Source organism: Peribacillus sp. FW305-BF15, assembly GCF_058783805.1.
Window position 1 is genome coordinate 1 of record NZ_JBYSYV010000037.1, and the last position, 21,466, is coordinate 21,466.

Annotated in this window: 21 protein-coding genes and 4 pseudogenes; 17 read left to right on the forward strand and 8 right to left on the reverse strand. The window is 33.2% G+C overall.

The genetic code is table 11. The annotated features are described in order from the left end of the window. Together AC3WLU_RS24995 and AC3WLU_RS25000 are read left to right on the forward strand one after the other, a co-directional pair. Positions 1-965 (forward strand): peptidoglycan-binding protein (locus AC3WLU_RS24995; protein WP_492598109.1); only part of this gene is annotated, 965 nt, incomplete at its 5' end. Positions 966-1,132: 167 nt separating this feature from the next. Beyond that, positions 1,133-2,836, forward strand: a complete 1,704-nt coding sequence (locus AC3WLU_RS25000) for an AIPR family protein (RefSeq protein WP_492598110.1) — start codon at positions 1,133-1,135, stop codon at positions 2,834-2,836. Between the two features lie 24 nt (positions 2,837-2,860). On the opposite strand, the gene AC3WLU_RS25005 is transcribed toward AC3WLU_RS25000, so the two are convergent. Next, complete coding sequence (locus AC3WLU_RS25005; RefSeq protein WP_492598111.1) at positions 2,861-3,121, reverse strand: hypothetical protein; 261 nt, start codon at positions 3,119-3,121, stop codon at positions 2,861-2,863. A gap of 1,121 nt (positions 3,122-4,242) precedes the next feature. Further along, positions 4,243-4,653, reverse strand: coding sequence for a tyrosine-type recombinase/integrase (locus AC3WLU_RS25010; protein ID WP_492598112.1), 411 nt, complete (start codon positions 4,651-4,653; stop codon positions 4,243-4,245). Positions 4,654-4,723: 70 nt separating this feature from the next. Between AC3WLU_RS25010 and AC3WLU_RS25015 the strand changes: the two are divergent. Next, a pseudogene (locus tag AC3WLU_RS25015) lies at positions 4,724-4,927 on the forward strand (site-specific integrase); the annotation flags it as partial. A gap of 266 nt (positions 4,928-5,193) precedes the next feature. Here AC3WLU_RS25015 and AC3WLU_RS25020 read toward each other — a convergent pair. The 3 genes from AC3WLU_RS25020 to AC3WLU_RS25030 form a co-directional block, all read right to left on the reverse strand. After that, positions 5,194-5,757, reverse strand: a complete 564-nt coding sequence (locus AC3WLU_RS25020) for a VanZ family protein (protein WP_412991565.1) — start codon at positions 5,755-5,757, stop codon at positions 5,194-5,196. 30 nt (positions 5,758-5,787) lie between these two features. Continuing rightward, positions 5,788-6,180, reverse strand: coding sequence for a hypothetical protein (locus tag AC3WLU_RS25025; RefSeq protein WP_413001933.1), 393 nt, complete (start codon positions 6,178-6,180; stop codon positions 5,788-5,790). Between the two features lie 337 nt (positions 6,181-6,517). After that, entirely contained in the window at positions 6,518-6,694 is a 177-nt protein-coding gene (locus AC3WLU_RS25030) for a DUF8096 family protein (protein ID WP_413001935.1), read from the reverse strand. Positions 6,695-6,855: 161 nt separating this feature from the next. On the opposite strand from AC3WLU_RS25030, the pseudogene AC3WLU_RS25035 reads away from it, so the two are divergent. From AC3WLU_RS25035 to AC3WLU_RS25080, 10 genes and pseudogenes are all read left to right on the forward strand, one after another. Then, positions 6,856-7,152: pseudogene (locus AC3WLU_RS25035) on the forward strand (terminase large subunit); the annotation flags it as partial. A 195-nt stretch (positions 7,153-7,347) separates the two neighbouring features. Beyond that, positions 7,348-7,749: a DUF1259 domain-containing protein gene (locus tag AC3WLU_RS25040; protein WP_412991560.1), complete on the forward strand. Its 402-nt coding sequence runs from the start codon at positions 7,348-7,350 to the stop codon at positions 7,747-7,749. A gap of 270 nt (positions 7,750-8,019) precedes the next feature. Further along, positions 8,020-8,229, forward strand: coding sequence for a hypothetical protein (locus tag AC3WLU_RS25045; RefSeq protein WP_492598113.1), 210 nt, complete (start codon positions 8,020-8,022; stop codon positions 8,227-8,229). Continuing rightward, complete coding sequence (locus AC3WLU_RS25050; protein ID WP_492598114.1) at positions 8,136-9,164, forward strand: phage portal protein; 1,029 nt, start codon at positions 8,136-8,138, stop codon at positions 9,162-9,164. The genes AC3WLU_RS25045 and AC3WLU_RS25050 overlap by 94 nt, the downstream gene beginning before the upstream one ends. After that, positions 9,154-9,516 carry a Clp protease ClpP gene (locus AC3WLU_RS25055; RefSeq protein WP_492598115.1) on the forward strand — a complete coding sequence of 121 codons (363 nt, stop codon included), beginning with the start codon at positions 9,154-9,156 and terminating at the stop codon, positions 9,514-9,516. Before AC3WLU_RS25050 ends, AC3WLU_RS25055 begins: the two co-directional genes overlap by 11 nt. Then, the gene (locus AC3WLU_RS25060) at positions 9,513-9,710 is read left to right on the forward strand and encodes an ATP-dependent Clp protease proteolytic subunit (protein ID WP_492598116.1); all 198 of its coding nucleotides are present in this window, start codon (positions 9,513-9,515) and stop codon (positions 9,708-9,710) included. Before AC3WLU_RS25055 ends, AC3WLU_RS25060 begins: the two co-directional genes overlap by 4 nt. Before the next feature lie 226 nt (positions 9,711-9,936). Beyond that, on the forward strand, positions 9,937-10,386 hold the full coding sequence (locus AC3WLU_RS25065) for a peptidoglycan recognition protein family protein (RefSeq protein WP_492598117.1): 450 nt from the start codon (positions 9,937-9,939) through the stop codon (positions 10,384-10,386). A 118-nt stretch (positions 10,387-10,504) separates the two neighbouring features. Then, entirely contained in the window at positions 10,505-10,771 is a 267-nt protein-coding gene (locus AC3WLU_RS25070; RefSeq protein WP_492598118.1) for a hypothetical protein, read from the forward strand. 24 nt (positions 10,772-10,795) lie between these two features. Then, positions 10,796-11,212 (forward strand): hypothetical protein, encoded by a 417-nt coding sequence (locus tag AC3WLU_RS25075; RefSeq protein WP_492598119.1) that lies wholly within the window; start codon positions 10,796-10,798, stop codon positions 11,210-11,212. Positions 11,213-12,460: 1,248 nt separating this feature from the next. Further along, on the forward strand, positions 12,461-12,622 hold the full coding sequence (locus AC3WLU_RS25080; protein WP_492598123.1) for a peptidoglycan-binding domain-containing protein: 162 nt from the start codon (positions 12,461-12,463) through the stop codon (positions 12,620-12,622). 936 nt (positions 12,623-13,558) lie between these two features. On the opposite strand, the gene AC3WLU_RS25085 is transcribed toward AC3WLU_RS25080, so the two are convergent. Both AC3WLU_RS25085 and AC3WLU_RS25090 read right to left on the reverse strand, forming a co-directional pair. Further along, on the reverse strand, positions 13,559-14,275 hold the full coding sequence (locus tag AC3WLU_RS25085; RefSeq protein WP_492598120.1) for a vanadium-dependent haloperoxidase: 717 nt from the start codon (positions 14,273-14,275) through the stop codon (positions 13,559-13,561). A 490-nt stretch (positions 14,276-14,765) separates the two neighbouring features. Then, positions 14,766-15,047: a hypothetical protein gene (locus AC3WLU_RS25090; RefSeq protein WP_413008918.1), complete on the reverse strand. Its 282-nt coding sequence runs from the start codon at positions 15,045-15,047 to the stop codon at positions 14,766-14,768. Between the two features lie 461 nt (positions 15,048-15,508). On the opposite strand from AC3WLU_RS25090, the pseudogene AC3WLU_RS25095 reads away from it, so the two are divergent. Further along, positions 15,509-16,078, forward strand: a pseudogene (locus AC3WLU_RS25095) (histidine phosphatase family protein). Positions 16,079-16,772: 694 nt separating this feature from the next. Continuing rightward, positions 16,773-17,355, forward strand: a pseudogene (locus AC3WLU_RS25100) (type 1 glutamine amidotransferase family protein). A 608-nt stretch (positions 17,356-17,963) separates the two neighbouring features. On the opposite strand, the gene AC3WLU_RS25105 reads toward AC3WLU_RS25100, so the two are convergent. Beyond that, the gene (locus AC3WLU_RS25105) at positions 17,964-18,608 is read right to left on the reverse strand and encodes a GntR family transcriptional regulator (RefSeq protein WP_063576853.1); all 645 of its coding nucleotides are present in this window, start codon (positions 18,606-18,608) and stop codon (positions 17,964-17,966) included. Positions 18,609-19,130: 522 nt separating this feature from the next. Here AC3WLU_RS25105 and AC3WLU_RS25110 point away from each other — a divergent pair. Together AC3WLU_RS25110 and AC3WLU_RS25115 are read left to right on the forward strand one after the other, a co-directional pair. Continuing rightward, positions 19,131-20,348, forward strand: coding sequence for a cystathionine gamma-synthase family protein (locus AC3WLU_RS25110; protein ID WP_034313408.1), 1,218 nt, complete (start codon positions 19,131-19,133; stop codon positions 20,346-20,348). Between the two features lie 37 nt (positions 20,349-20,385). Next, on the forward strand, positions 20,386-21,426 hold the full coding sequence (locus AC3WLU_RS25115; RefSeq protein ID WP_492598121.1) for a homoserine dehydrogenase: 1,041 nt from the start codon (positions 20,386-20,388) through the stop codon (positions 21,424-21,426). Positions 21,427-21,466: the final 40 nt, after the last annotated feature.

A 21,466-nucleotide genomic window follows, 5' to 3' on the forward strand; every position in this document is an offset into this window, starting at 1 on the left:
CTGGAGTAGGATATACATTTATTATCGAGCCTAAGAATGTAATTAATACTCCAAATGGTAAAAGGGCTAGGATTGTGTATGCTCATGATATTGACCGCCGAACTTACCATGTAGGGAATAGCAATCAGTTCTCGCTTGGAATCTGTGTTGCTGGTGATTATCGATATGACACCATGGATGATGCTACCCTTGCAAGTATTGCAGAGCTTCACACTGCGCTTGTTAAAGATGGGATAGGAAAGTTTGATAAAGCCCATAATGAAATGCCGGGTTATAGCTGGAAAGCGTGTTGTGAGTATAACTACAGGGATGCATTTGATTGGAAAGGTTCAAAAAATCCAACCAAACCAGCTCCAGCTCCTGATGTTTATACCATCCAGGAAGGTGATACTTTATGGAGTATTGCACATAAGGATGGAACTGGTGGCGTTCAAGTTGAAGATTTAATTAAAGCGAATCCTGGCATAGTTCCAGAAAAATTAAAAATAGGCCAGAAAATCAATTTTGGAAATGCTAAAGAAACTATTGTGCAACCTGATGATACTAAAGAAACCAGAACTTCAAACAGTGGAGATGAAAAAGTTAAGTCGATTCAAAAAACGTTAAATAGCCGTTATAAAACTGGTCTTATTGTGGATGGATATAATGGCCCTAAAACCAAATCAGCACTGGTTATGGCACTACAAACAGAACTAAATAAGAAATTCAATAAAGGGCTTGTTGTGGATGGAAAATGGGGAGCTAAGACTAAGGCTGCCATCGTCACTGTCCAAAAAGGTGCAAAAGGCAATCTTACATGGATCCTTCAGGCTGCACTTTATTTGGAAGGATATAACCCTGGATCACTTGATTTTATCTTTGGAAAAGGTACAGAATTAGCTTTATCTAAATTTCAGAAAGCTAATAAGATAACTGCAGATAACAAGGCCGGTAAAGATACTTTCACTAAATTGCTTGCAGTATAGCATTAAAGCCCCTCTCATTTGAGAGGGGAAACTCATATGGTTGTTAAAGTTTTGTGTTTAAACAAATTAATAGAAAAAATAAATTTAAAGAATAAATGTATTATAAAATTTGGAATTAAAGTATAATTTATTTAAACTATAATACTAAATAAGGTGTGTGTAAAATATTGGCAAATATTAATGATTTCAAGTTAATAAAATTAAAAAGTCGTAAAATGTTCGACTATATAAAAGTTGATAATACAAAAAATATTTCTCATCTTAATGAAACTGATAAAGAAAGGTTAGGTTTTTATCACCTTATTTTAGAAAATATTACTGGAATTATTGATTCTGAAATAGAGACTTATAAAATAATCGATACACAATATAATAAACTTGTTATTGGATCAGACGTAGATGATTTGGGAATGGATGCAGTTAATATAGTTGAAAATGATAATGGAGAAATTGATATACAATTATTCAATTTTAAATATCGCAATTCCTTTAATCAAGATAAAACTAAAAGCGAAGGTGACATTTCCAGAAGTACAAAATTTTTAGAATACATAATTCAAAATGAAACTTTAAATACTGACAATAACAATATAGTTCATACTCAACTAAACTTAATTATGAATCATTTAAATAGCAATAAAGTTTGTAATATTTACATGTACATGGTTTCCAATGAATCAAATGGATTTGCACCAAATAGTAACGATTATATTAAAATTCTTGAAAATAATTATGGAATGCAGATAATTAATATTTCTTTAGATGATATTATCAGTTTTTATAATACTAAAAAGGATAACTACAAAAGTAGTTTTATGATTTCACCAACTGAATTTTTATCTTTCCAAAGTGATGAAAAATCTACTCAGAAGTCCTATATATTAAAGTTATCATTACTAGATGTGATTAGGATATCCTCCAATAATCAAAACCTATCTAACAATTACGGAATAGAAGATGATGATCAAATAATGGATTCCAAGCTTGATCTATCTTTACTTTATGATAATGTGCGTGGATATTTAGGAGATACTAAATATAATAAAAATATTATTGAAACATTAAAGAATAACCATCAATATTTCTTCATGTTTAACAATGGAATTACTATCACAGCAGAAAAAATTGAATGTAATTCAAAAAATAGTGGAATGAAGTATCTTTTTGTTATAGAAAACTTTCAAATCGTTAATGGAGGACAGTCAATACGTTCTATATATAATTTTTTACATAGCAATCATGATTTACAAAAGATAATAAAGCTTAGAGAAGCTTATGTTTTAGTTCGCCTCTTTAAAACAGATAAAGACGATACATTAAAAAATTCAATAGCTGAATATACAAACAGTCAAAATGCAATTTCAGAAATTGATTTAAAATCAATTGATAATCTTCAAATTCAGATTGAAAAGTATTTTGCTGAAATTGGGATATTATATGTTAGAAAAGCCGGAGATATTGGTGATATTAACATTGAGTACCAAAATAGAGTATCTATGGAAAAATTGGCGCAGATTTTATATTCTTCACTTGGATATCCAGACAGAGCAAGTAACCAAAAAAGGCGATTATTTTTAGACTATTATGATCAAATATTTAAATCTGAAAAGTTCTCATTGGAGAATTGTAAAGAAATGATTGATAAATATTATCAAATAGAAAATCATTATAAAAATTTTGATTACAAAATATCAGATCAAAAAATCTTTTACATTTTATATTTTACTTCGTTCACTTCTTTAAGTATGGATGAGGCCATTGTGGAATTAGAAAACTTATTAAAACTTTATGATTCCAATGTTGCCGAATCAAGAAAACTTATCCAAAAAGGATTTAAAGATTTCATAAATAATAAGTTAAATATTTCTTGATTCCCTACAGTCGAGCCCCTCTCGTTATTGAGAAGGGCTTGTTTTTAGTCTAACCTTTTTAACTAACTCCGTAATATCAATATCTTCGTTATAAATCACTTGATCAATACGAAAATCCTTGCTAGCTGCAAAATCTGACTTAATCTTCTGAATCCAGTTATATGCTTCAATAGCAACTGTCCAATCAGGATCTTTCTTATAGTCTGCATTTGGAACAGGGAAGTTTCCACTCTGTAAAAATTTTGTTCCTTTTGAATGTAAGTAAACCTTTATATTTATGTTCATTAATTTTGCTCTTCTCGTTTTATTTTAGTAATTAATAAATATATTTTATATCAACTAAAAATAAGTGCGTGTATTTTGCCCACCATTTGCCCACCAATTCATGATATTGTACTGTTGATAATGCAGACTCTTTTTTTAAAGAATGCTTTTAAACAGGCATTTATGATGTTTTATGATGTCTAATTATGCTATAAAGTATGTTTAGAACACAGGTTCACCCATGGGAACGCGAACAATATATGTCCATGTATTAGAACTTCATCAGGAACAGATATTTGAGCGAACCGCATAATTGAAGTGAATGATCTGTTGTTATAGAGAGGATCAATTTGAGATTCTCTAATATTAAAGAAGAAACTCAGTGAATATAGAAATTATATAAGATAAATCCTAGTATTTAATAATTGTATCCAATTGTGTACTGGATTTTATTATATCCATAAACCACATTGGGTGACCACCATAATATGAATGACCACACAAATGACCACAAATTTTCTATTTGGTTATGAAATGTCATGAAAACATAGGAATGATATATTTATGCAAATAAGTAAAATTAACAAAAGTGGAGTGGAGCGAAATTACATGAAATCGTCTTTTTAAACGGATCATTTAAATAAATGGAAAACATTCATTGGAAATGGTATAGGTTAAAAAGAAAGGTCCTTCTCGAAAGAGTACATGGTAGAAGCACCCAAATTCATAAAATGAATGCCTAAGATATATCACGAAAACTCTTCATTAAACTAGTCATGTATAAGTAGTAAAAAAAACTTTGAATTACAAATGTTATGAACAAGATATGTAGTCATTGACCACAATCTGACCACCAAATAAAAATATAAAGGTAAAATAACAAAAAAAAAATTTGTATACAGGTTATAGAAACCCTTGTTAAATAAGCCTATATGTATCTTTCTGAAAAAATACGAAAGTCGAAGATATGTTCCGTACACAAGTTCACCCATGGGAACGCGAACAATATATGTCAATGTATTAATACCTCAAACCCTTGGCACCTTTGGTGTCAGGGGTTTTTTATTTGGTGGGCAAATCTAAGTTATTTAAATGAAGTGGATATTTGCCCACCATTTGCCCACCAAATTCAGCAAAAAAATTTAATCGATTATTCCCTTGGTGTATTCCTCAAACTTGTCTATGTTTTTCTTTTCGAGTTTTTTGCTTATATGTGCGTATACATCAGAAGTTATAGCAACGCTGCCATGACCTAATCTTTTCTGAACATATTTCATATCCGCTCCAGCTTCTAGCTGGAGCACTGCATGTGTATGACGGAGGGAATGGATGGGAAGAGAAGGCAACTCAGCCCTTTTTAAGATGCGGCTGAATGCGTTAAATAAGGTAGATTTTGGCATGAAGCTGCCATCATCCCTGCAAAGAACTAGATTTAGATCATGGTGATATAAATCATTCAAGGCTAGTTTGTGTTGGTTTTGATGCCGTAGGTGATGTTGAAGTACTTGAGTGAGTGTCTGGCTAATGGAAATAACCCGCTTAGAATTTATCAACGAACAGATCTTGTTTGGATTTAGCAGTAAAATCTAGAGTTTTTGAAATAGAAATGGTTTGTTCTTTTAGAGCCAGTTGGCAGAAGAATTCGGACTCGAGCGAATCGGGACTCATTTCCTTCGAAAGACTTATGGATATAATCATTACAAGAAATTCAACTATGTAGTCGCACTTCAACAGATCCTCAATCATACAGACCAACGGGAAACCTTAATTTATATAGGAATTAAACAGGATGAGCTCAACAAAATGCAGGGGAAAATTGACTGGTGAATTCTTTTATGTGCGTTCTTCTATTTTTTTACTCTTTTTAATTCGCTTCAACCTGGCGATTGTTCAATTCATTTTTAGAGACAAGAAAATCCTTTGTGACTGTAAGGAAACAAGGGTGCGAGTGAATTAATACCGTACTACATTGCAGTACGGGCTTAAAGTACTCCAGTGGCAGTACGCCAGAGTACTCTACTTCAACAACTTATAATGATTTTTAAAAATGCTCCCAGCATTATTGCTTTCTGGGAGCATTTCGATAGAAACAATTATTTTTCTGAAAGTAATTGATTATTTTTCAAGAATTTAAATAAGACTTTAAATATTAATAACCCAATAATAGTTCCAAAACTATTCATTATAAGGTCATCAATATCAAATGAACGGTAATTATAACCTATAAAATATCCAGCTATTGCTTGAACAACTTCTATAGTTAGACTAGTTAAGAATCCAATAAGGATAATGTGCTTTATTTTTATTTTTGAAAACAAAATGGGAAGTGCAAATCCTAATGGGATAAATAATAAAATATTTAAGGCATATTGCTTTAATACTGTTGAAAAATAACCAAACTCATTTGCTTCTTTGACGCCGTTAAACGGAATTAAATTATGCTCTACTCCTAAATTATCTTCAATCATTACTTGGATTAAATATTTTTGATAAGGGAAAGGGAAGAGAGTGAAAACTACTAATCCAGTAAGAAAAATACCAAAAATGATCCAATAAAAATAACGTAATAATGAGATATAACCTTTAAAAAACTTAAATCCAAAAAACAATACAAAAAACGTAATTATAATAATACTTGGATATAATCCATTCAACATATTTAAAAAACTCCAAATCAAAAAAATATATTAATAACTTAAACTTCCTGAACCCTTAATTCTTTTCTTGTTTTGATTTTTCCATATTTCGTACCCATATTTATTTCCTTTTTTAACGCTATAGCTTGTATCTGTATAAGGAGAACCCGCTGAGGATTTAGTAAATCCTAATCTATCGACTAAAATATTTGAACCACCTGATTTTTCGTAAATATGTATTGTAAAATAGGTATCTCCTCCCCAAGAGGACATGTTAACTGTACCTTTAACTGAATCTTTAGTGGAAGTAAAAGTTCCAATTCCTAAGGTATGTACCATATCAAAAGTAAAGCTCTTTGTACCTGCTGCTTGTGCTGCGATTGGCATTAAAAGTACAAATGTAATTGTTAATATTCCTATTAATTTAGTGATTTTGTTTTTCAAGATTATTACTCCTATATAATTTTATTTATTATCTGCGCAGACAACATATTATAGGGTAACATACAAATATGGAAAAATGTTCATTTGTTAATAAATTTTTGAAATGATTATTTGTTTAGAATATATAAAAATATTAGCTTATCTCTTTCTAAAAGAGTCGTTATTACACCAAGTAAGGGTTTGCTTAGGGGCAGACTTTTCTTTTAAGAAGAGATAGTAAAACGTAAAAAATATATGGATGAAAAGAGGGAGCATCATCATAAAAAGATGGTGCTTTTTCTTATGGATAAAGAACTTAAAGGATAAATGGAGTAAAAACAAAAAGACCCATCAAGGGTCAGATACTTTTCTTCATGCCAAAATTGCGACACTCACGAATATAGACATAGTCTTTAACGGAACTTTTAAACTGGGCTTTATCGCAATTATCACATCGACCACTCTTAATATCAGGTTGGTCTTTGTAGTCGTAAACAATGGATGTATCATAGCCGTTGTATTTTTCTTCAGTCAATGCTAATCACCTTCAATAATGGATTCAACTTTATATATGATATCAGATATTTATTAAGGGAGGTAGAGGGGGAGTGACAGAGTATAAGACTGAAGCACAGAAGCGAACCTTCTATAAGTCAGGGGCATAGAACAAGCTAAGGCAGCTAGCATTGGATAGAAGCGGAAGGGTTTGAAATCGAAATTATCAAGAATCCACGTGCCATTCACAGTCTTTTATCACCAAGAATTGAGCTTGCTTTTGCTAATCGTCAGATTGTTTTTGGAGATAATCCATTAATGAATTGGTATACAAACAATGTGTTGGTATCGATTAAAAAGGATGGCAATAAGGAGTATTTAAAAAAGGAACCAATTCGACGCAAAACGGATGGGTTTCAAGCTTTTGTACCTGGGATGTACAGAGCAGATGAAGTAGCCGTTAATGTGGACTTTTTCTTAGATGATATAGAATTTTAATAGGTTCTGTAAAAGGATGTTGTTAATTTTCCTGATGAACTCCCATGAGTGCTAGCCATAAAGGGAGCGGCAGTCGGTGGTACACCGTACTTAAGTACATTATTTGAAACCTATTTTGTAAAATATAAACTTTCAACTAGTTCGTAAACTCGCTCTCTTTCATACTCTGAAATATAACCTTTAGGAGGTGAATTTATGTCTAAAACATTATGTAGTAAACTAGCGGAAATTCTCAAAGGTGAAGCCGAACAAAAAAAAGATGTATGTATGGTAACAAGAGAGAGAAAAGATTTAAAAGCAACAATCCTTGGTCACCCTACACATTCAGATTTGGTGATTGCTCTTGAATTTAGTTTCGAACCTACATCTAATAAAAATAAAACTTTGAATCTAGCTGAACTTGTTTTTTTACAAGAAGAATTAAATCCTTTTTTAAAAGCTATCAAAAAGAGTGATGAAATCAAAGTTTCAGCTATACACAACCACTGGTTGTTTGAAAAACCACGTCTCATTTATATGCACCTTGAGTCAATTCAAAATCCGATAGATTTTGCAAAAGAAGTTGCCGAGGCTCTTAAAAAAGCTGGATTAAAATAAAGATGGACAAGTTTATAACTGTTGGGCAATAAATGCTTTAAGCCCTATTGATGTAAATATTACAAAACAGGCATAGGTCATTTAAAAGTCGATTCTCTAATTTGAAAATCGGCTTTTTTTATGGGTGGAAACCTCCTTAGCCTTGTGAATTCGCATTTTCCCGCGGCTGCCCCCTTGTTCATAATGCTCCTTGGAAGACCCTCCGTCCGCTTACCGTTGATAGACGCCATACGTGGGCGACAAAGCCTTTTTAAAAAAGGAGGTGAGATATTGGGAATTTTAGACCTGATAAAAAGCAGAAATAAAGAACTTGAATTCATGTTTGATTTTGATTTAATCCAAGATACTTCCAAGAAAATTCACATGAAGCAATTGGCCATTCAAACATGTATCAACATGATCGGCCGTACTATCAGCCAATCAGAGTTTTATGTGAAGAAAGACAAAAAGATTGTGAAGGACGAAATGTTTACCGGTTAAATGTCAGACCTAATCCGAACATGTCAGCAAGCCAATTTTGGCAAACAGTTGTCCATAAGCTGATTTATGATAACGAATGTTTAATCATCCAATCCGATACCGAAGATTTATTGATTGCTGACTCCTTTACAAGAATTGAATATGCCCTGGTCAATGATTTATTCAAAGATGTAACCATTAAAAACTTTACGTTTTCCCGTACATTTCAAATGAGTGAAGTTATTTATCTGGAATATAGCAATAAAAAGCTATCGACTTTATTTGATGGCTTATATTCCGATTATGGAGAACTATTTGGTAGGATCATAGAATTTCAGAATCGCAAAAATCAAATACGTGGACTTGTTGATGTAGAGGCTATTACTGATAAGTCAGAAAAGGGACAAGAAAAGTTACAAAATTATATCAACAAGATTTATAAAGCTTTCTCCGGAAAATCTGTTGCTATTGTTCCTCAACAAAAAGGATTTAAATTAGAAGAAATGAAAAATACAACTCAGCTTCAAAGTGTAGATGAAGTCGCCAAGGTAATTGATGGTTTTTTAGATCAGGTTGCCAAAGTGTTGGGTATTCCTATTGCGTTACTTCACGGTGATATGGGAGATGTAGAAAAACCTACACGTAACTACATGACATTTTGCATTGACCCATTTTTGAAAAAAATCAGGGATGAATTAAATGCCAAGATGATTGATAAAAAGGAATTCCTTGCAGGAAAGAAGGTGGAAACTAAACGGGCTTCTTACAGTAATATGTTTGATGTCGCCACTGCTGTCGATAAGTTAAGATTATCCGGTACTGTAAACGGAAATGAATTGCGTGAGGAACTTGGTTTGGAAAGGGTGGACAATCCTATGATGGATAAATACTTCATCACCAAAAACTATCAAGAAAGTTCAGAAGCACTTAAAGGAGGTGAGAAAAATGAAGCATAAAATCAAAGGTGTTATTATCAATTGGAATTCGAGTATTTGGGATTTTATCTATCAAATGAAGTCTATAAAAGAAGATGAGGATATTGATTTATCCGTTAATTCGTATGGTGGCGAGGCCTTTTTAGGAATTGATATTTGTAATACTCTTAAAGATCATAAAGGACTTGTTACTGTGACGATAACAGGTATGGCGGCAAGTGCTGCATCCGTTATTTGTATGGGTGCTGATAAAATACGAGCGCATGCAAATACCATGCTGATGGTCCACAATGCTCAAACATTTGTTGCTGGTGACCTAAAAAACTTCGAAAGGCTGCTGATGATGTCGAAAAGGTTAGCCAAGCTGTATTGAAATCATATACAAATCGGGTAGATGCGGATACGATGAAAAAATTGCTCGATGATGAAACATATCTTACTGCTGAAGAAGCATTAAAATACGGGTTGATTGATGAAATAATCGATGCTGAACCAGAAGAAGTGGAGTCTGAAATCTTTGAGAAGTGCGGTTACAGACTTCATATATGGAGATCCGGAAGGTGCTAGGCATTAGGTTTTAAATATCGTGGTTTAATGAAAAAACAATAGCTGCCTTTCTGAATGTTTTATTGGCTATAGTTCCGTTAGCATTTGCTTTATATGGAATTTATAAAATCCAATTATTTACTTACAAGAAAAGCTTTAAATCAAGAAAAGGCTTTAGAAAAACTAGGATTAAAATAAGCTGCCCATCGGGTGGATTTTTATTTTAAATTAAAAGGAGACGATGGAAATGAACTTTATTAAACTTCCTCAATTAGTCGATAGGAGAGGCAAATTAAAATCAAAAGGTACTTATTCAAAGCGTACAACATCAATTACTCACCGTGTATGGCATCATTCATTAACAAAAAAGAATTTGGCTGGATCTACTGCTGATAGCTTCGCTGGAGTAGGATATACATTTATTATCGAGCCTAAGAATGTAATTAATACTCCAAATGGTAAAAGGGCTAGGATTGTGTATGCTCATGATATTGACCGCCGGACTTACCATGTAGGGAATAGCAATCAGTTCTCGCTTGGAATCTGTGTTGCTGGTGATTATCGATATGACACTATGGATGATGCTACCCTTGCAAGTATTGCAGAGCTTCACACTGCGCTGTTTGATAAAGCCCATAATGAAATGCCAGGTTATAGCTGGAAAGCGTGTTTTTCATTCCACTTCCTCCTCATATAATCATCGACCTTCATATCTAATAATTAAGCTAATTTAAACGATATTTAGTCTATTTTTTAGTACAGCCTTTATCCCAAAAAGTAATGCAGAAACACCGGTAAACAATCAAACAGATTTCTTGAATGAAGCATTTAAAGAATCTACAAATTTAGAAGATAGTAATACACAAACTATTGATATTAAAAATGATGATGGTAGTATTATTGGTAAAGAAATAATTACTATTACTAGAAAAGTAGAGAAGAATATTGAAGAAGGTACTGTAACAATCACTTTAAATAGAGAAACTCATACTGAATTAGATGGTAAAGTAAGTAATAAGGTTTATGATACCGAAGTAGTTTCTTATACAACAGACGGCGAAGTTTTCATAAATGGAATATAAGCTGACCAAAATGAGCTAAACGAATTGGTGTATGACAGTAAATCACCTGTAATTTCAACTAGACTAGCTAGTGGTGGATTGAGCTATCTAACATCATACAAAGAAACATCATCTAAAAAATACACTTTAAAAGCATATAAAGAACCAACTAATGCATTTTTAGATGGTGGAAAAGGAACCCCAAGAACAAAGAAAAATGTTAGTTATGGAGCAAAAGTAGTTGATTTTAAACAGTTATCTAAAAATGTATCAAGTGCAAGATCTACTATTCTTACTGCGTCAGCTACTCTAGTAGCTGCTGGTATTGGTGCTCTTTATTGGTGGACAATTGTTGCTTTAGTTGGTTCAGCTGGTACTGCAGGTATTGCAGCTTATCAAATATATAGTGCAAGCAATTCAGCTAAGGCAGATATGAAAGAGGCTTATAATCTATTAAAATAAAGGATAGATAAAACTAATATGATATTATTACAAGGTTTGCTTATAAGTGCAGTGATTGTGTATTGTTTATATCAAATTATAGAAAAAAAACAAAAAACTAAAAAAACTAGACAATCTTATTACTTTGTACTTTTTTTATTTTTCTTATTATTATACTTTTTTAATGGTATAAATTAATGAACCATAAGAAAAAAGGAAAGTCTCCCTCAAGATGAGATATTTACTAACCCAGACAAGAAATTAGATAGTTATTGTCAGGGTTTTTATGTTCCTTAACTTGAGTGGTTTTTGATGAATATTTGAACAAGGGTGGATAACCGAAAAGAAGAATGGTAGCTTTGCGGGTATAGGGCAGAACTTTTGAAAAGAATAAGGAACCTATCTTTTACATCTACACAACCAATTCAGAGAGAAAAAAATATTCGAAATGTAGCTAAAAGCAAAGAATATATATATCCAAGGAAAAACTTTCTCTGAAATTAATTATGGATGTCCATAAACTCAGCATCAAAGTATAGATCATTAATGGGCTTGTTAACAATCCCATTAAAATAAACAAACTGTCCCTTATGCATCTTAACTCCACTTTTAATCTTCACAACAAACTCCTTGAACGCTTGGGTGCCAATTTCTATTTCCTGTTTACTTGTGAATGCTCTTTTGTTGGTAGTATAATCAACCACTCTATTACACTGTTTAATTACCTTCCAGAACTCTTCAATTAGAACTGCCTTAGTAAAGTTTTTTATCAAGTTGCTTAAAATAAGTGATTTTATTTTGCCCACCAACTCATGATATTTTACTCTTCCTAATACGAAATGTATTTTTGGAAATGCTATTAAACAGGCATTTGTAATGTTTTATGATATCTAGTAATGCTAAGAAGAATGTTCCGTACTCAAGTTCACCCATGGGAACGCGAACAATATATGTCAATGTATTAATAACTTTAAAGCCTTGGTATTACTGAGTTTCTCAGTTACCAAGGCTTTTTTTATTTTTATAAAATGAAAGGGAACGGGCTGACTGACTGACCACATTTTGACCACATTTCAAACTATTTCATATTCAACTGGGGATAATGTGGATGACATTCCGGGACCTAAAACTAAGTCAGTTCTTATCAAAGCCTTATAAATAGAACTTAATAACCTACAATAAGAAATTAGTTGTGGATGAAAAATGGGGACCTAAGACTAGAGCAGCCATTGTCACTGTCAAAAAAGGTGCAAAAGGAATCTTACATGGATTCTACAGGCTGTACTTTATACTGAAGGATATAGCCCTGAATCACTCGATTCTATCTTTGGAAAAGGTACTGAAACTGCATTAGCAAACCAGAAAGTAGGTGATATTTCAGTTGATGGGAAGGCGGGTAAAGCTACTTTCACTGAATTGGTTACTGGATAAAGCAAATTTTAACTTTTCATCTAAAGATATAAATAGTCTTTCTGGACGATTCTTTTCTTTAAATAAATTCTGATATTTTCATATTGCTAAAAAAAAGCATTAGGATAAAAATATAAAGGTAAAAACCTATATATTTTTATTAACCTAATGCTTTTTTACAGGAGAAATTCACTTAATTTTAGAGAAGTTGGAGGAAATTGTATAATAGTAATATATCCATTGTCCCAATGCCCAAGCATTAGCTACAACAGCAACTGGACCTGCAACGTTTTAATGACTGCCCTTTAGGGTTTGTAAAGAAATCATTTTGCCTGCAGTTAAACCACCACCTGTGAAAGCAGCGATTAACCAACCAGCTAAAGTTCCATTTTCCACACCTCTTATAGAATCAATCGCTCTTGTATGAGTATCCAATGTTTTAGAACTAAGTTAGCTGTTTTAGTGCCGGATTTCGCATAGGTTGCAGTACCTTTGTTTGTAGAATAGATCTTTTTATAGCTCAAATGATCTGTTACTTGCTGTAGAAGCAAAGGGTACAAAAACTGGGCCTGTATTCTCAATATTAGGCTCAGGCATTTCTTCATTTTTATAGATTAATTGATCAGTTATTTTTTCATGACTTCAAAAAAAAGATAAAAATCTTTTGCGTTTTACCGCATTCACTCTTTTTCCCCTTAGATGTAGTTGCGGGAATTTTAAATGGAGTGATAATTGCAGTATTTACACATTGCCTTTTGTCCAAGGTAAAACCTATAAACATTACTAATAGAAAGACCAATTTTCCAAGAACAAAGTGGATGAAAGATTGGTTAGCTATGGAAAAGTATAAGACTTGGTCCACTAACAGGTGCTTTAGCTGAAGTTCGGGGCTGACTTTATGCAGCTCTTTCTTTATTTAACTAAAGGTTCAGGTTAGCACAACCTGAACCCAAAATATTATTGAAGCGTATTTAGATTTTGTACCCTTAAAAAACTTACAACCACCTCTCCAATTTGTCTGCCTAAACTTAAACCTTCCTTATTATCCACATTAAAATGTACCCCAGCGTACAAACGAGATTGAGCACTTTCTTCCAATATTTTTATTAATTCTGAAGACTCTTGAGGGAAGAAATAACTTATTACTGTCTCTGCACAGCCTGCCACTGTTGCGTGTGCAGAAGGGTAAGCTGGAAAACGAGGGGTAAACAGCACAGTAGACAGATTTCTGCCATATTGATTTGGACGTGCAACATCCCAATGATATTTTAAAAACCACGTGATAACAAAGGTATCATTCATAGCCGCGTGGAAATAACTCTGAACCCTTGCAACACTCGGTGACCCCAGCATATATTTTTCAGCTAAATAGAAAATTAGAGTGGTAATTTTCGCCGTTAATTCACCTGTTCCCCAATATTGTGCGATGCGTATTTGCTGGGAAGTCGATGACTTTAATGTCTCTTCTACAATGAATAACTCGGTTTCCCAATCAATATCAAGTGGATTTTTAACTCGCCAAATGATTCGTTGATGAAAGGGGTCCAGGAAATCATTGTCTCTTCCCCTTGAAATAAAAAACATTGGCCAATTTCCTGTCTCTGGAGAACCTTTAGGTGGGAGACTTTCCCCTGGGTAAGGAAACTCTGTCCATCTTCTATAACTTGTTCTCATAAAGACCACCCCCTAATAAATGTTCTCCTTGTTCCTTATGATTAAGAGTAATGAAGTATGACCATTTAACTTTTTGATTCCTTACCAAAGGAGAAAGAGTGAGTTATACTCTTAGATCAAGATGTGTTTTACTTCAATTCCCTGGATCCTGCCTTTACAACTATCGGGGCAGGTTCGTTCAATAAGGGTAATGGTTTTTTGTGGTATCCAAATCAAAATCAACTCAAAAATCCCTATCACATAGATAGGGGTTCAATCAAAAGTTTGTTCAAGGTCAAGAGGGGAGTTTTTTCAATTTCTGATCCTTAACCTTAATGGATGGCGGAGGAATTGGCTCTAGTATGATTAAAGTAGTTTATTAAAAGAACTAAACATACTAATTGATCAACATAATAAAAAATATAAGAAGATAAAGCTCAAAGAATTATACTAATTCAAGAACTTTATCCATGATTACAACAAAATTCATCTTATAAATGGGCTTGTCCTACTATGCAAGGGAAAGAATTGAACCAAGTAAATCAATAAGAGCTTGCACAGCAGATTGGAAGAATTGGAGCAATGCAGTGACTACTCCCTCTAAAACTTCACCAATTATGGGAATAAGTGAAGTAAGAAAAGCAGTGATAGATTGTAACAGAGATTGAAGTAATTGAATTAAAGAATTAATTACTTCTTCTAAATTATCAGTAACTGTCGCTAGGAGTGCATTTATCAAATTAATTGCACTTTCCAATATAGCTTGAAGAAATTGAATGATGCTAGTGATCATACTATTCACCTCCTTTTCGTAGAGATACTATATTTTATGTAAAGAAAATGAAAACGAAATGGACAAGCATCTAATTATACTCAAAATGGATTATTGATGCGCATCAACGGTTAACTCACAAACTACTAGAGCATGAAAACTAGTTTGCAAAATCGTTATTATAGGGGATGTTGTATGGAATGGATCTTCTTATATCATCCATTTCAATTAAATTCAACAATCAGGTAATTGGGAATTATACTATTTTCAAATGATGAATTTTAAGGAAATATGGATGTTTATGTAACTAAAGAAAATGAAGCTAATATATATTACCTTGTAAATTGAGGTTTAAATCTTTGATCCAATTAAAGGGTGCATTACTTCTATATGGGGCTGGAAGCAGCTCCTTGATAGTTCAAGAAGGAAAATTACAGACAAATATAGAAACTAGTATTTACTACTTAAGTAGGAGGATTTGAATGCAAAAGAAGATTTACATTATTAGACATTGCGAAGCACAGGGGCAACCTTCTGAATCTCAATTAACAGAAAAAGGATCAACACAAGCGAAAGATTTAGTTGATTTCTTCAGTCATGTAAAAATTGACCGAATAATATCAAGTCCCTATTTGCGTGCTATTCAATCAGTATAACCATTAAGTGAGAAAACAAAAATTAAAATAAAGATTGATGAACGCCTCTCAGAAAGAACTCTATGCACAAAGGATTTACCTGATTGGTATGAAAAACTAAAAGCAACATTTAATGATATGGAGTTGAAATTTGAAGGAGGAGAATCAAGTCAAGAAGCGAAGAGTCGAATCATAAATGTTGTAGAAGAAGTCCTTAAAAGAGGGAATGCAAACAACACAGTGATCGTCAGTCACGGAAATTTAATATCCTTACTTTTAAAGAATTATAATAGTGACTTTGATTTTGAGGGTTGGAAAAAGCTTAGTAATCCTGACGTTTTTCAAATAAACTGTATTAATAATGAAGTGATCTTGGAACGTATATGGGATGAAGATAAAGTAATGAAAATTAATTAAATATATTAATTTAATGAACGGGTGTAGCTCGATCTCCAGTAAGGATCGAGCCAAAGGGAAGTCATATGCAGATTATTAGCGTTAGAGAAATCCAGAGTAAAGAAAAAGCAATAAAATATTTTCAGTGCCAATGGGCAAACGAAAACAGTATGAGAGTATATGAGGACTGTATAACATACAGTATAACAACAGATAGTCCGTTCCCTATTTAGAATTTAATGGAGGATTCTGGTGAAATTATTTGCTGCGCAGGTCTTATTAGCAATGATTTTATTAGTCGTATGGATTTATGGCCTTGGATATGTGCCCTAAATAGCTATCGTGGTAGGTCTTTAGGCAAAGAGCTACTTTTACGTTCTAAAGCTGATGCTGAAAAAGCAGGATTCAATATAGTATTCCTTTGTACTGACCACATTGGATACTATTATGGATTCACTTATATAGGTGACGGATACCATCCTTGGGGAAGCAGTTCAAGAATTTATGAGAGCAATAACCAAAATTATCATTCTTCAGGTTAGAGATTAGTTATCCAATAATCGCTCTTCTTAATGAACTAACGGTTGCATGATTTCGAAGTGAGAACATATTAGTATTATTTTGAAACATTTAAAAACTCAACTGACGGAATATGCAGTGAAGTTATTTTATGATGTGTTTGGTTACATTTATAAGAAATAGGGAGGACATACAAATGAAAAAAGTGTTGGTTTTTATTTACAGATGGTTTTTCAGATTGGGAAGCAAGTTATGTGACTGCAGAGTTAAATAAACCAGGGACGGGATTTCAAGTTCAGACAATTGCGATTGACAAGGATCCTAAAATTTCAATGGGTGGATTGACTGTTCTGCCGGATTATAGCTTACAAGACTTTTCTTTTAAATTGGAATTTGTGATGTTGATTATTCCTGGTGGAACTGGATGGAGAGAAGAAAAAAATCATCAGGCAAAGAAGCTTGTGGATTTTTGTTTTGTAAAGGATATCCCGGTTGCAGCAATTTGTGATGCAACTACCTTTTTAGGGAATCATGGATTTCTTGATCATCATAAACATACAGGTAATTCATTGCCTTATTTAAAAGAAGGTGCACCTAATTATCGAGGCGATGAAAAATATATAGAAGAACAATCTGTTAGTGATGGCTGTCTAATCACAGCTAATGGAAGTGGAACACTAGAATTTTCAAGAGATATTTTAAGTAAATTGGATGTTTTAGAAGGTAAAGAACTAAAAGAATGGTATGCTTTATTTAAAACAGGTTTTATCAAAAGTTAGTTTCTTGGATATCTTGACGATCATCAATGATACCGTCCCTGCAAATCGACGAGGAACGGGTCTTTTTTAGCGACACCGAGATAGAACCCTACTATGATCTATTTTACAGGATTAGTAATCTTGAAGAATAGCTGTTCCATTCGAAAACTCTTATTTATGATTTTAGTTCTTCAAGAAAAGGGCGCGATTCTTGAAGAAGTTTCGCTTTTTTTATAGAACTAACCGGTGTGTTAGCTGAGGATCAGAGCTGTCTTTAAGGCAGCTTTTTGTTTGTGGAACTATCGGGGAAATTTAGTTTTAAAGGCTGGAGCTATTGTGCAATGTAAACGTCTCTAAATATATACGGGGGTGGAGTAAGATAGTGGAAGGTAACGAGATTATCGACTCCCACCCACCAATCCGATTCTGGATAGATGGGTGGCAATCTTCTTGATGTTCTGACAGGCTGCTGATAGTAACACTTGTCCCCTCAATTTTATATTCCCGTGTAACTATTTTACCCGTTCGTAAAAGTATACTTTACGAACACTTTTCGGGGGTATAACAAAAGGTAAAGCCCCTGGATTTTGACAGACTATGGGTTTTGTATTTTCTATAAGACAGGAACCCTATATCATATCTAAATGAGTTATTTCCCAATGTTTATTCTTAATAAGTTGCTCTAAATTCTCTTTATCTCTTTTTTTAAAATAATTGGTAATTTCTTTATGATCTTCATTCATTTCCTCTAATACGGCAAAAAGCTTTTCTTCATTATTACTTAAATAAATTTGTCTAACAAAACTATTTTGTAAAGAATCAAGAAGATCTATTAATGTAGGATTATTGCATTTATCAATATATACTTTATGGAATTGATTTTGGTATTTTTGATAATCTAAATAATTTTTTGTTGAAATTGAAAATTCAATTTTCTTAACCAAATCTTCCATACGTTCAATATCACTTTCCGTGATATGCTCTAAAGATAAAGAGGCTGCTAAAGAATCCAATACACTAACAATTCGAAATACATCTAGCTTTTTCTTGGTATCAAGTTCTTTTACAATAAATCCTTTTCTAGGAAGATACTCGAGTAAATTGTCTGAAGCTAGTTGTATCAAAGCTTCCCTTACAGGAGTTCTACTTACTCCTAATTTTTCGCATAATACCGATTCATTTATCTTATGCTTAGGAAGTAAGGTTCCGTTCTGAATTCTTTCAGTTATATAATCATATACGAGATCTTTTAATGATTGATATCTATTTTTGATAGCGTTTCCTCCTAAGCAAAAAGTTTATATATATAGTATACAATATATAATTCGAAATTCTTGTCTTTTATATTAGCTTAGCACCATCTTTTACAGACTTCAATATCCCTATTATTTATTATTATATTTAAGATATAAAACGACTTGTTGTTTTTCAAGTTGATATAGCTTATAGCATTAGAAAAAATGCAGTTTTTTTTAAAGAATTTTTAAGAATAAAATAATAAAGCATTGAAAAATAGATAAGTTAATTATATAATTCGATATGTAAAATATTTTCAGACTATTCTGTACTATATACAATATACAATATAAAGTATATTTTTAGCGTTTGTTTTAATTTTTTTAAACTATTTGTATTAGATACCTTAATGTCAAGAAATAAACCCAAGAAAACACTAGGTAAAAACTGTAATGTGGAAGGGGGTGGGGTATAAAATATACAATATATTATATACAAAATAAAATTCATGTTTCAACAAGACCATTTTTACAAAGTAATAAAATTAGAGGTGGAAAAATATGAGTGAGAATAACTTTAAAGATGTGCAAGATGGAACAAAAGCGGTATGGGCAGGAGAAAAAGAATCTCTTGCATATAATGCAACCCAAGTTCCAGTAGTTCTTAGTGTAGCCTACAATTACGATGACGTGGATGAATGGCAAGAAGTTGCCCTTGGAAATAAACCTGGTTATACCTATAATCGAATGGCAAATCCGACTGTTCAAGCCCTGGAAGAAAAATTGAGGATACTCGAGGGGGCAGAGGAAGCTGTAGGTTTTTCTTCAGGAATGGCTGCTATTAGTAGTACATTATATACATTTCTAAGACCGGGAGATCGGGTTGTATCAGTTAAAGATACTTATGGAGGAACCAATAAAATTTTTACTGAATTCTTGCCCAATCTTGATGTCGATGTGACATTGTGTAATACCGGAAACCATAAAGAAATTGAAGCTGAAGTGGCCAAAGGGTGTAAAGTGCTATATTTAGAGTCTCCTACTAACCCTACTATGAAAGTTACTGATATTGAGAGGCTAGCAAGAGTCGGAAAATCAGTGGGTGCATTAGTTATCATAGATAATACGTTTGCTACTCCAATTAATCAAAATCCTCTTCAATTAGGAGTTGATATTGTAGTCCATAGTGCAACTAAATTCTTAAGTGGACATGCAGATGCATTAGGTGGCATAGTATGTGGCTCTGAAAAATTAATGAAAAAAGTCTATCATTTTCGTGAAATTAATGGGGCAACTATGGACCCGTGGTCAGCCTACCTTATTTTAAGAGGGATGAAAACGTTAAAGCTTCGTGTACGGCAACAAGAAAAAAGTGCAATGGAAATTGCAAAGTATCTTCAAAAGAAAAAGCTTGTTGACGCAGTTTATTACCCGGGATTGGAAGCGCATCCACATCATGATATCGCAAAGAAACAAATGAGAGGGTTCGGTGGGATATTAAGTTTTGTATTAAAAGATGAAATGAAAGCTATCAAAATTTTATTATCAAAATTAAAATATGCAAACAAAGCTGGGAACCTTGGAGCCGTTGAAACGATATATGGGCCTGCAAGAACGACCAGCCATGTTGAATGTACTATTGAAGAGCGTAAAGCCCTTGGTATCCCAGAAGGTTTAGTTCGTATCTCTGTAGGTATCGAGGATACAGAAGATCTTATAGCAGATTTAGAGCAAGCTTTTTCTTACTTAGAATCCAATTACCCTGTTAGCTGTAGTTGAAAGCATAAAATATTACTAATGGAAGAGGTATTGAAATATGACACATAGGATAGCATTACTTGGATTTGGTGTAGTTGGTCAAGGGTTAGCTGAAATTTTACAAGATAAAAGTGAGTCACTACGTAGTGGGTTTAACTTTGATGCAAAAATCGTTGCTATTTCTGATGTTATGAAAGGTTCCCTTTATGATCCAAAGGGGTTGGATCTTTCTTTAGCGTTACAAGCTGTAAAGGAAACAGGAAAATTAGATAGTTACCCTGAAACCCCTGGCTTGGTAAGAGGGTGGGATAGTTTTCAAACAATACGTGAGAGTAATGCAGACACTGTTGTTGAAATTACCTTTACTGATATAAAAACAGGACAACCTGCCATTGATCATTGTAAAGCAGCATTTGAAAGCAAAAAGAACGTAGTTATGAGTAATAAAGGTCCGGTTTCTCTAGCTTATCAAGAGTTAGCTGAATTAGCAAAAAAAAATGATGTTCGTTGGGGCTTTGAAGGAACAGTTATGAGTGGAACCCCAGCATTAAGAATGCCTCTGAGTTCATTGGCAGGGAACAGCATTTTTGAAATACGGGGGATTTTGAATGGAACAACTAATTATATCCTAACTAAAATGGAAGAAGGATTGAGTTATCAAGATGCACTGGCAGAGGCACAAGCTCTTGGTTATGCAGAGGCAGATCCGACTAGCGACGTTGAGGGATATGATGCTCAATATAAAGCTACCATTCTTGCTAACATTGTAATGGGTATTCCAATGAAACGAGAAGAAGTAGAATGTGAAGGGATTAGTCATCTTACGGAAGAGGACATTGAGTGGGCAAAATCTGAAGGGAAGAGATGGAAGTTAATTGCTAAATGTATAAAGGATGGCGATAAAGTCATTGCAAAGGTAGGACCTGAAGCTATACCTCTTACAGATCCTCTAGCTGGAGTTTTAGGTGCACAAAATGCTATTACTTATGATTGTGATTTAGCGGGCCCGATTACCTTAATTGGAGCCGGAGCTGGACGTAAAGAAACAGGATTCTCGATTCTTATTGATTTAATCAACATTAACCGTGATCAATTATAATTATAATTCGTTTCAGTCTTAAAGTTATAAGTTAAAAATT

What these genes read in the sequence shown, in the direction of transcription:
- AC3WLU_RS25090 (WP_413008918.1), bottom strand. Translation starts at nt 15,047, where the DNA reads ATGATCACTAGCATCATTCAATTTCTTCAAGCTATATTGGAAAGTGCA.
- AC3WLU_RS25005 (WP_492598111.1), bottom strand. Translation starts at nt 3,121, where the DNA reads ATGAACATAAATATAAAGGTTTACTTACATTCAAAAGGAACAAAATTT.
- AC3WLU_RS25050 (WP_492598114.1), top strand. Translation starts at nt 8,136, where the DNA reads ATGTATCAACATGATCGGCCGTACTATCAGCCAATCAGAGTTTTATGT.
- AC3WLU_RS25055 (WP_492598115.1), top strand. Translation starts at nt 9,154, where the DNA reads ATGAAGCATAAAATCAAAGGTGTTATTATCAATTGGAATTCGAGTATT.
- AC3WLU_RS25065 (WP_492598117.1), top strand. Translation starts at nt 9,937, where the DNA reads ATGAACTTTATTAAACTTCCTCAATTAGTCGATAGGAGAGGCAAATTA.
- AC3WLU_RS25020 (WP_412991565.1), bottom strand. Translation starts at nt 5,757, where the DNA reads ATGTTGAATGGATTATATCCAAGTATTATTATAATTACGTTTTTTGTA.
- AC3WLU_RS25115 (WP_492598121.1), top strand. Translation starts at nt 20,386, where the DNA reads ATGACACATAGGATAGCATTACTTGGATTTGGTGTAGTTGGTCAAGGG.
- AC3WLU_RS25110 (WP_034313408.1), top strand. Translation starts at nt 19,131, where the DNA reads ATGAGTGAGAATAACTTTAAAGATGTGCAAGATGGAACAAAAGCGGTA.
- AC3WLU_RS25085 (WP_492598120.1), bottom strand. Translation starts at nt 14,275, where the DNA reads ATGAGAACAAGTTATAGAAGATGGACAGAGTTTCCTTACCCAGGGGAA.
- AC3WLU_RS25040 (WP_412991560.1), top strand. Translation starts at nt 7,348, where the DNA reads ATGTCTAAAACATTATGTAGTAAACTAGCGGAAATTCTCAAAGGTGAA.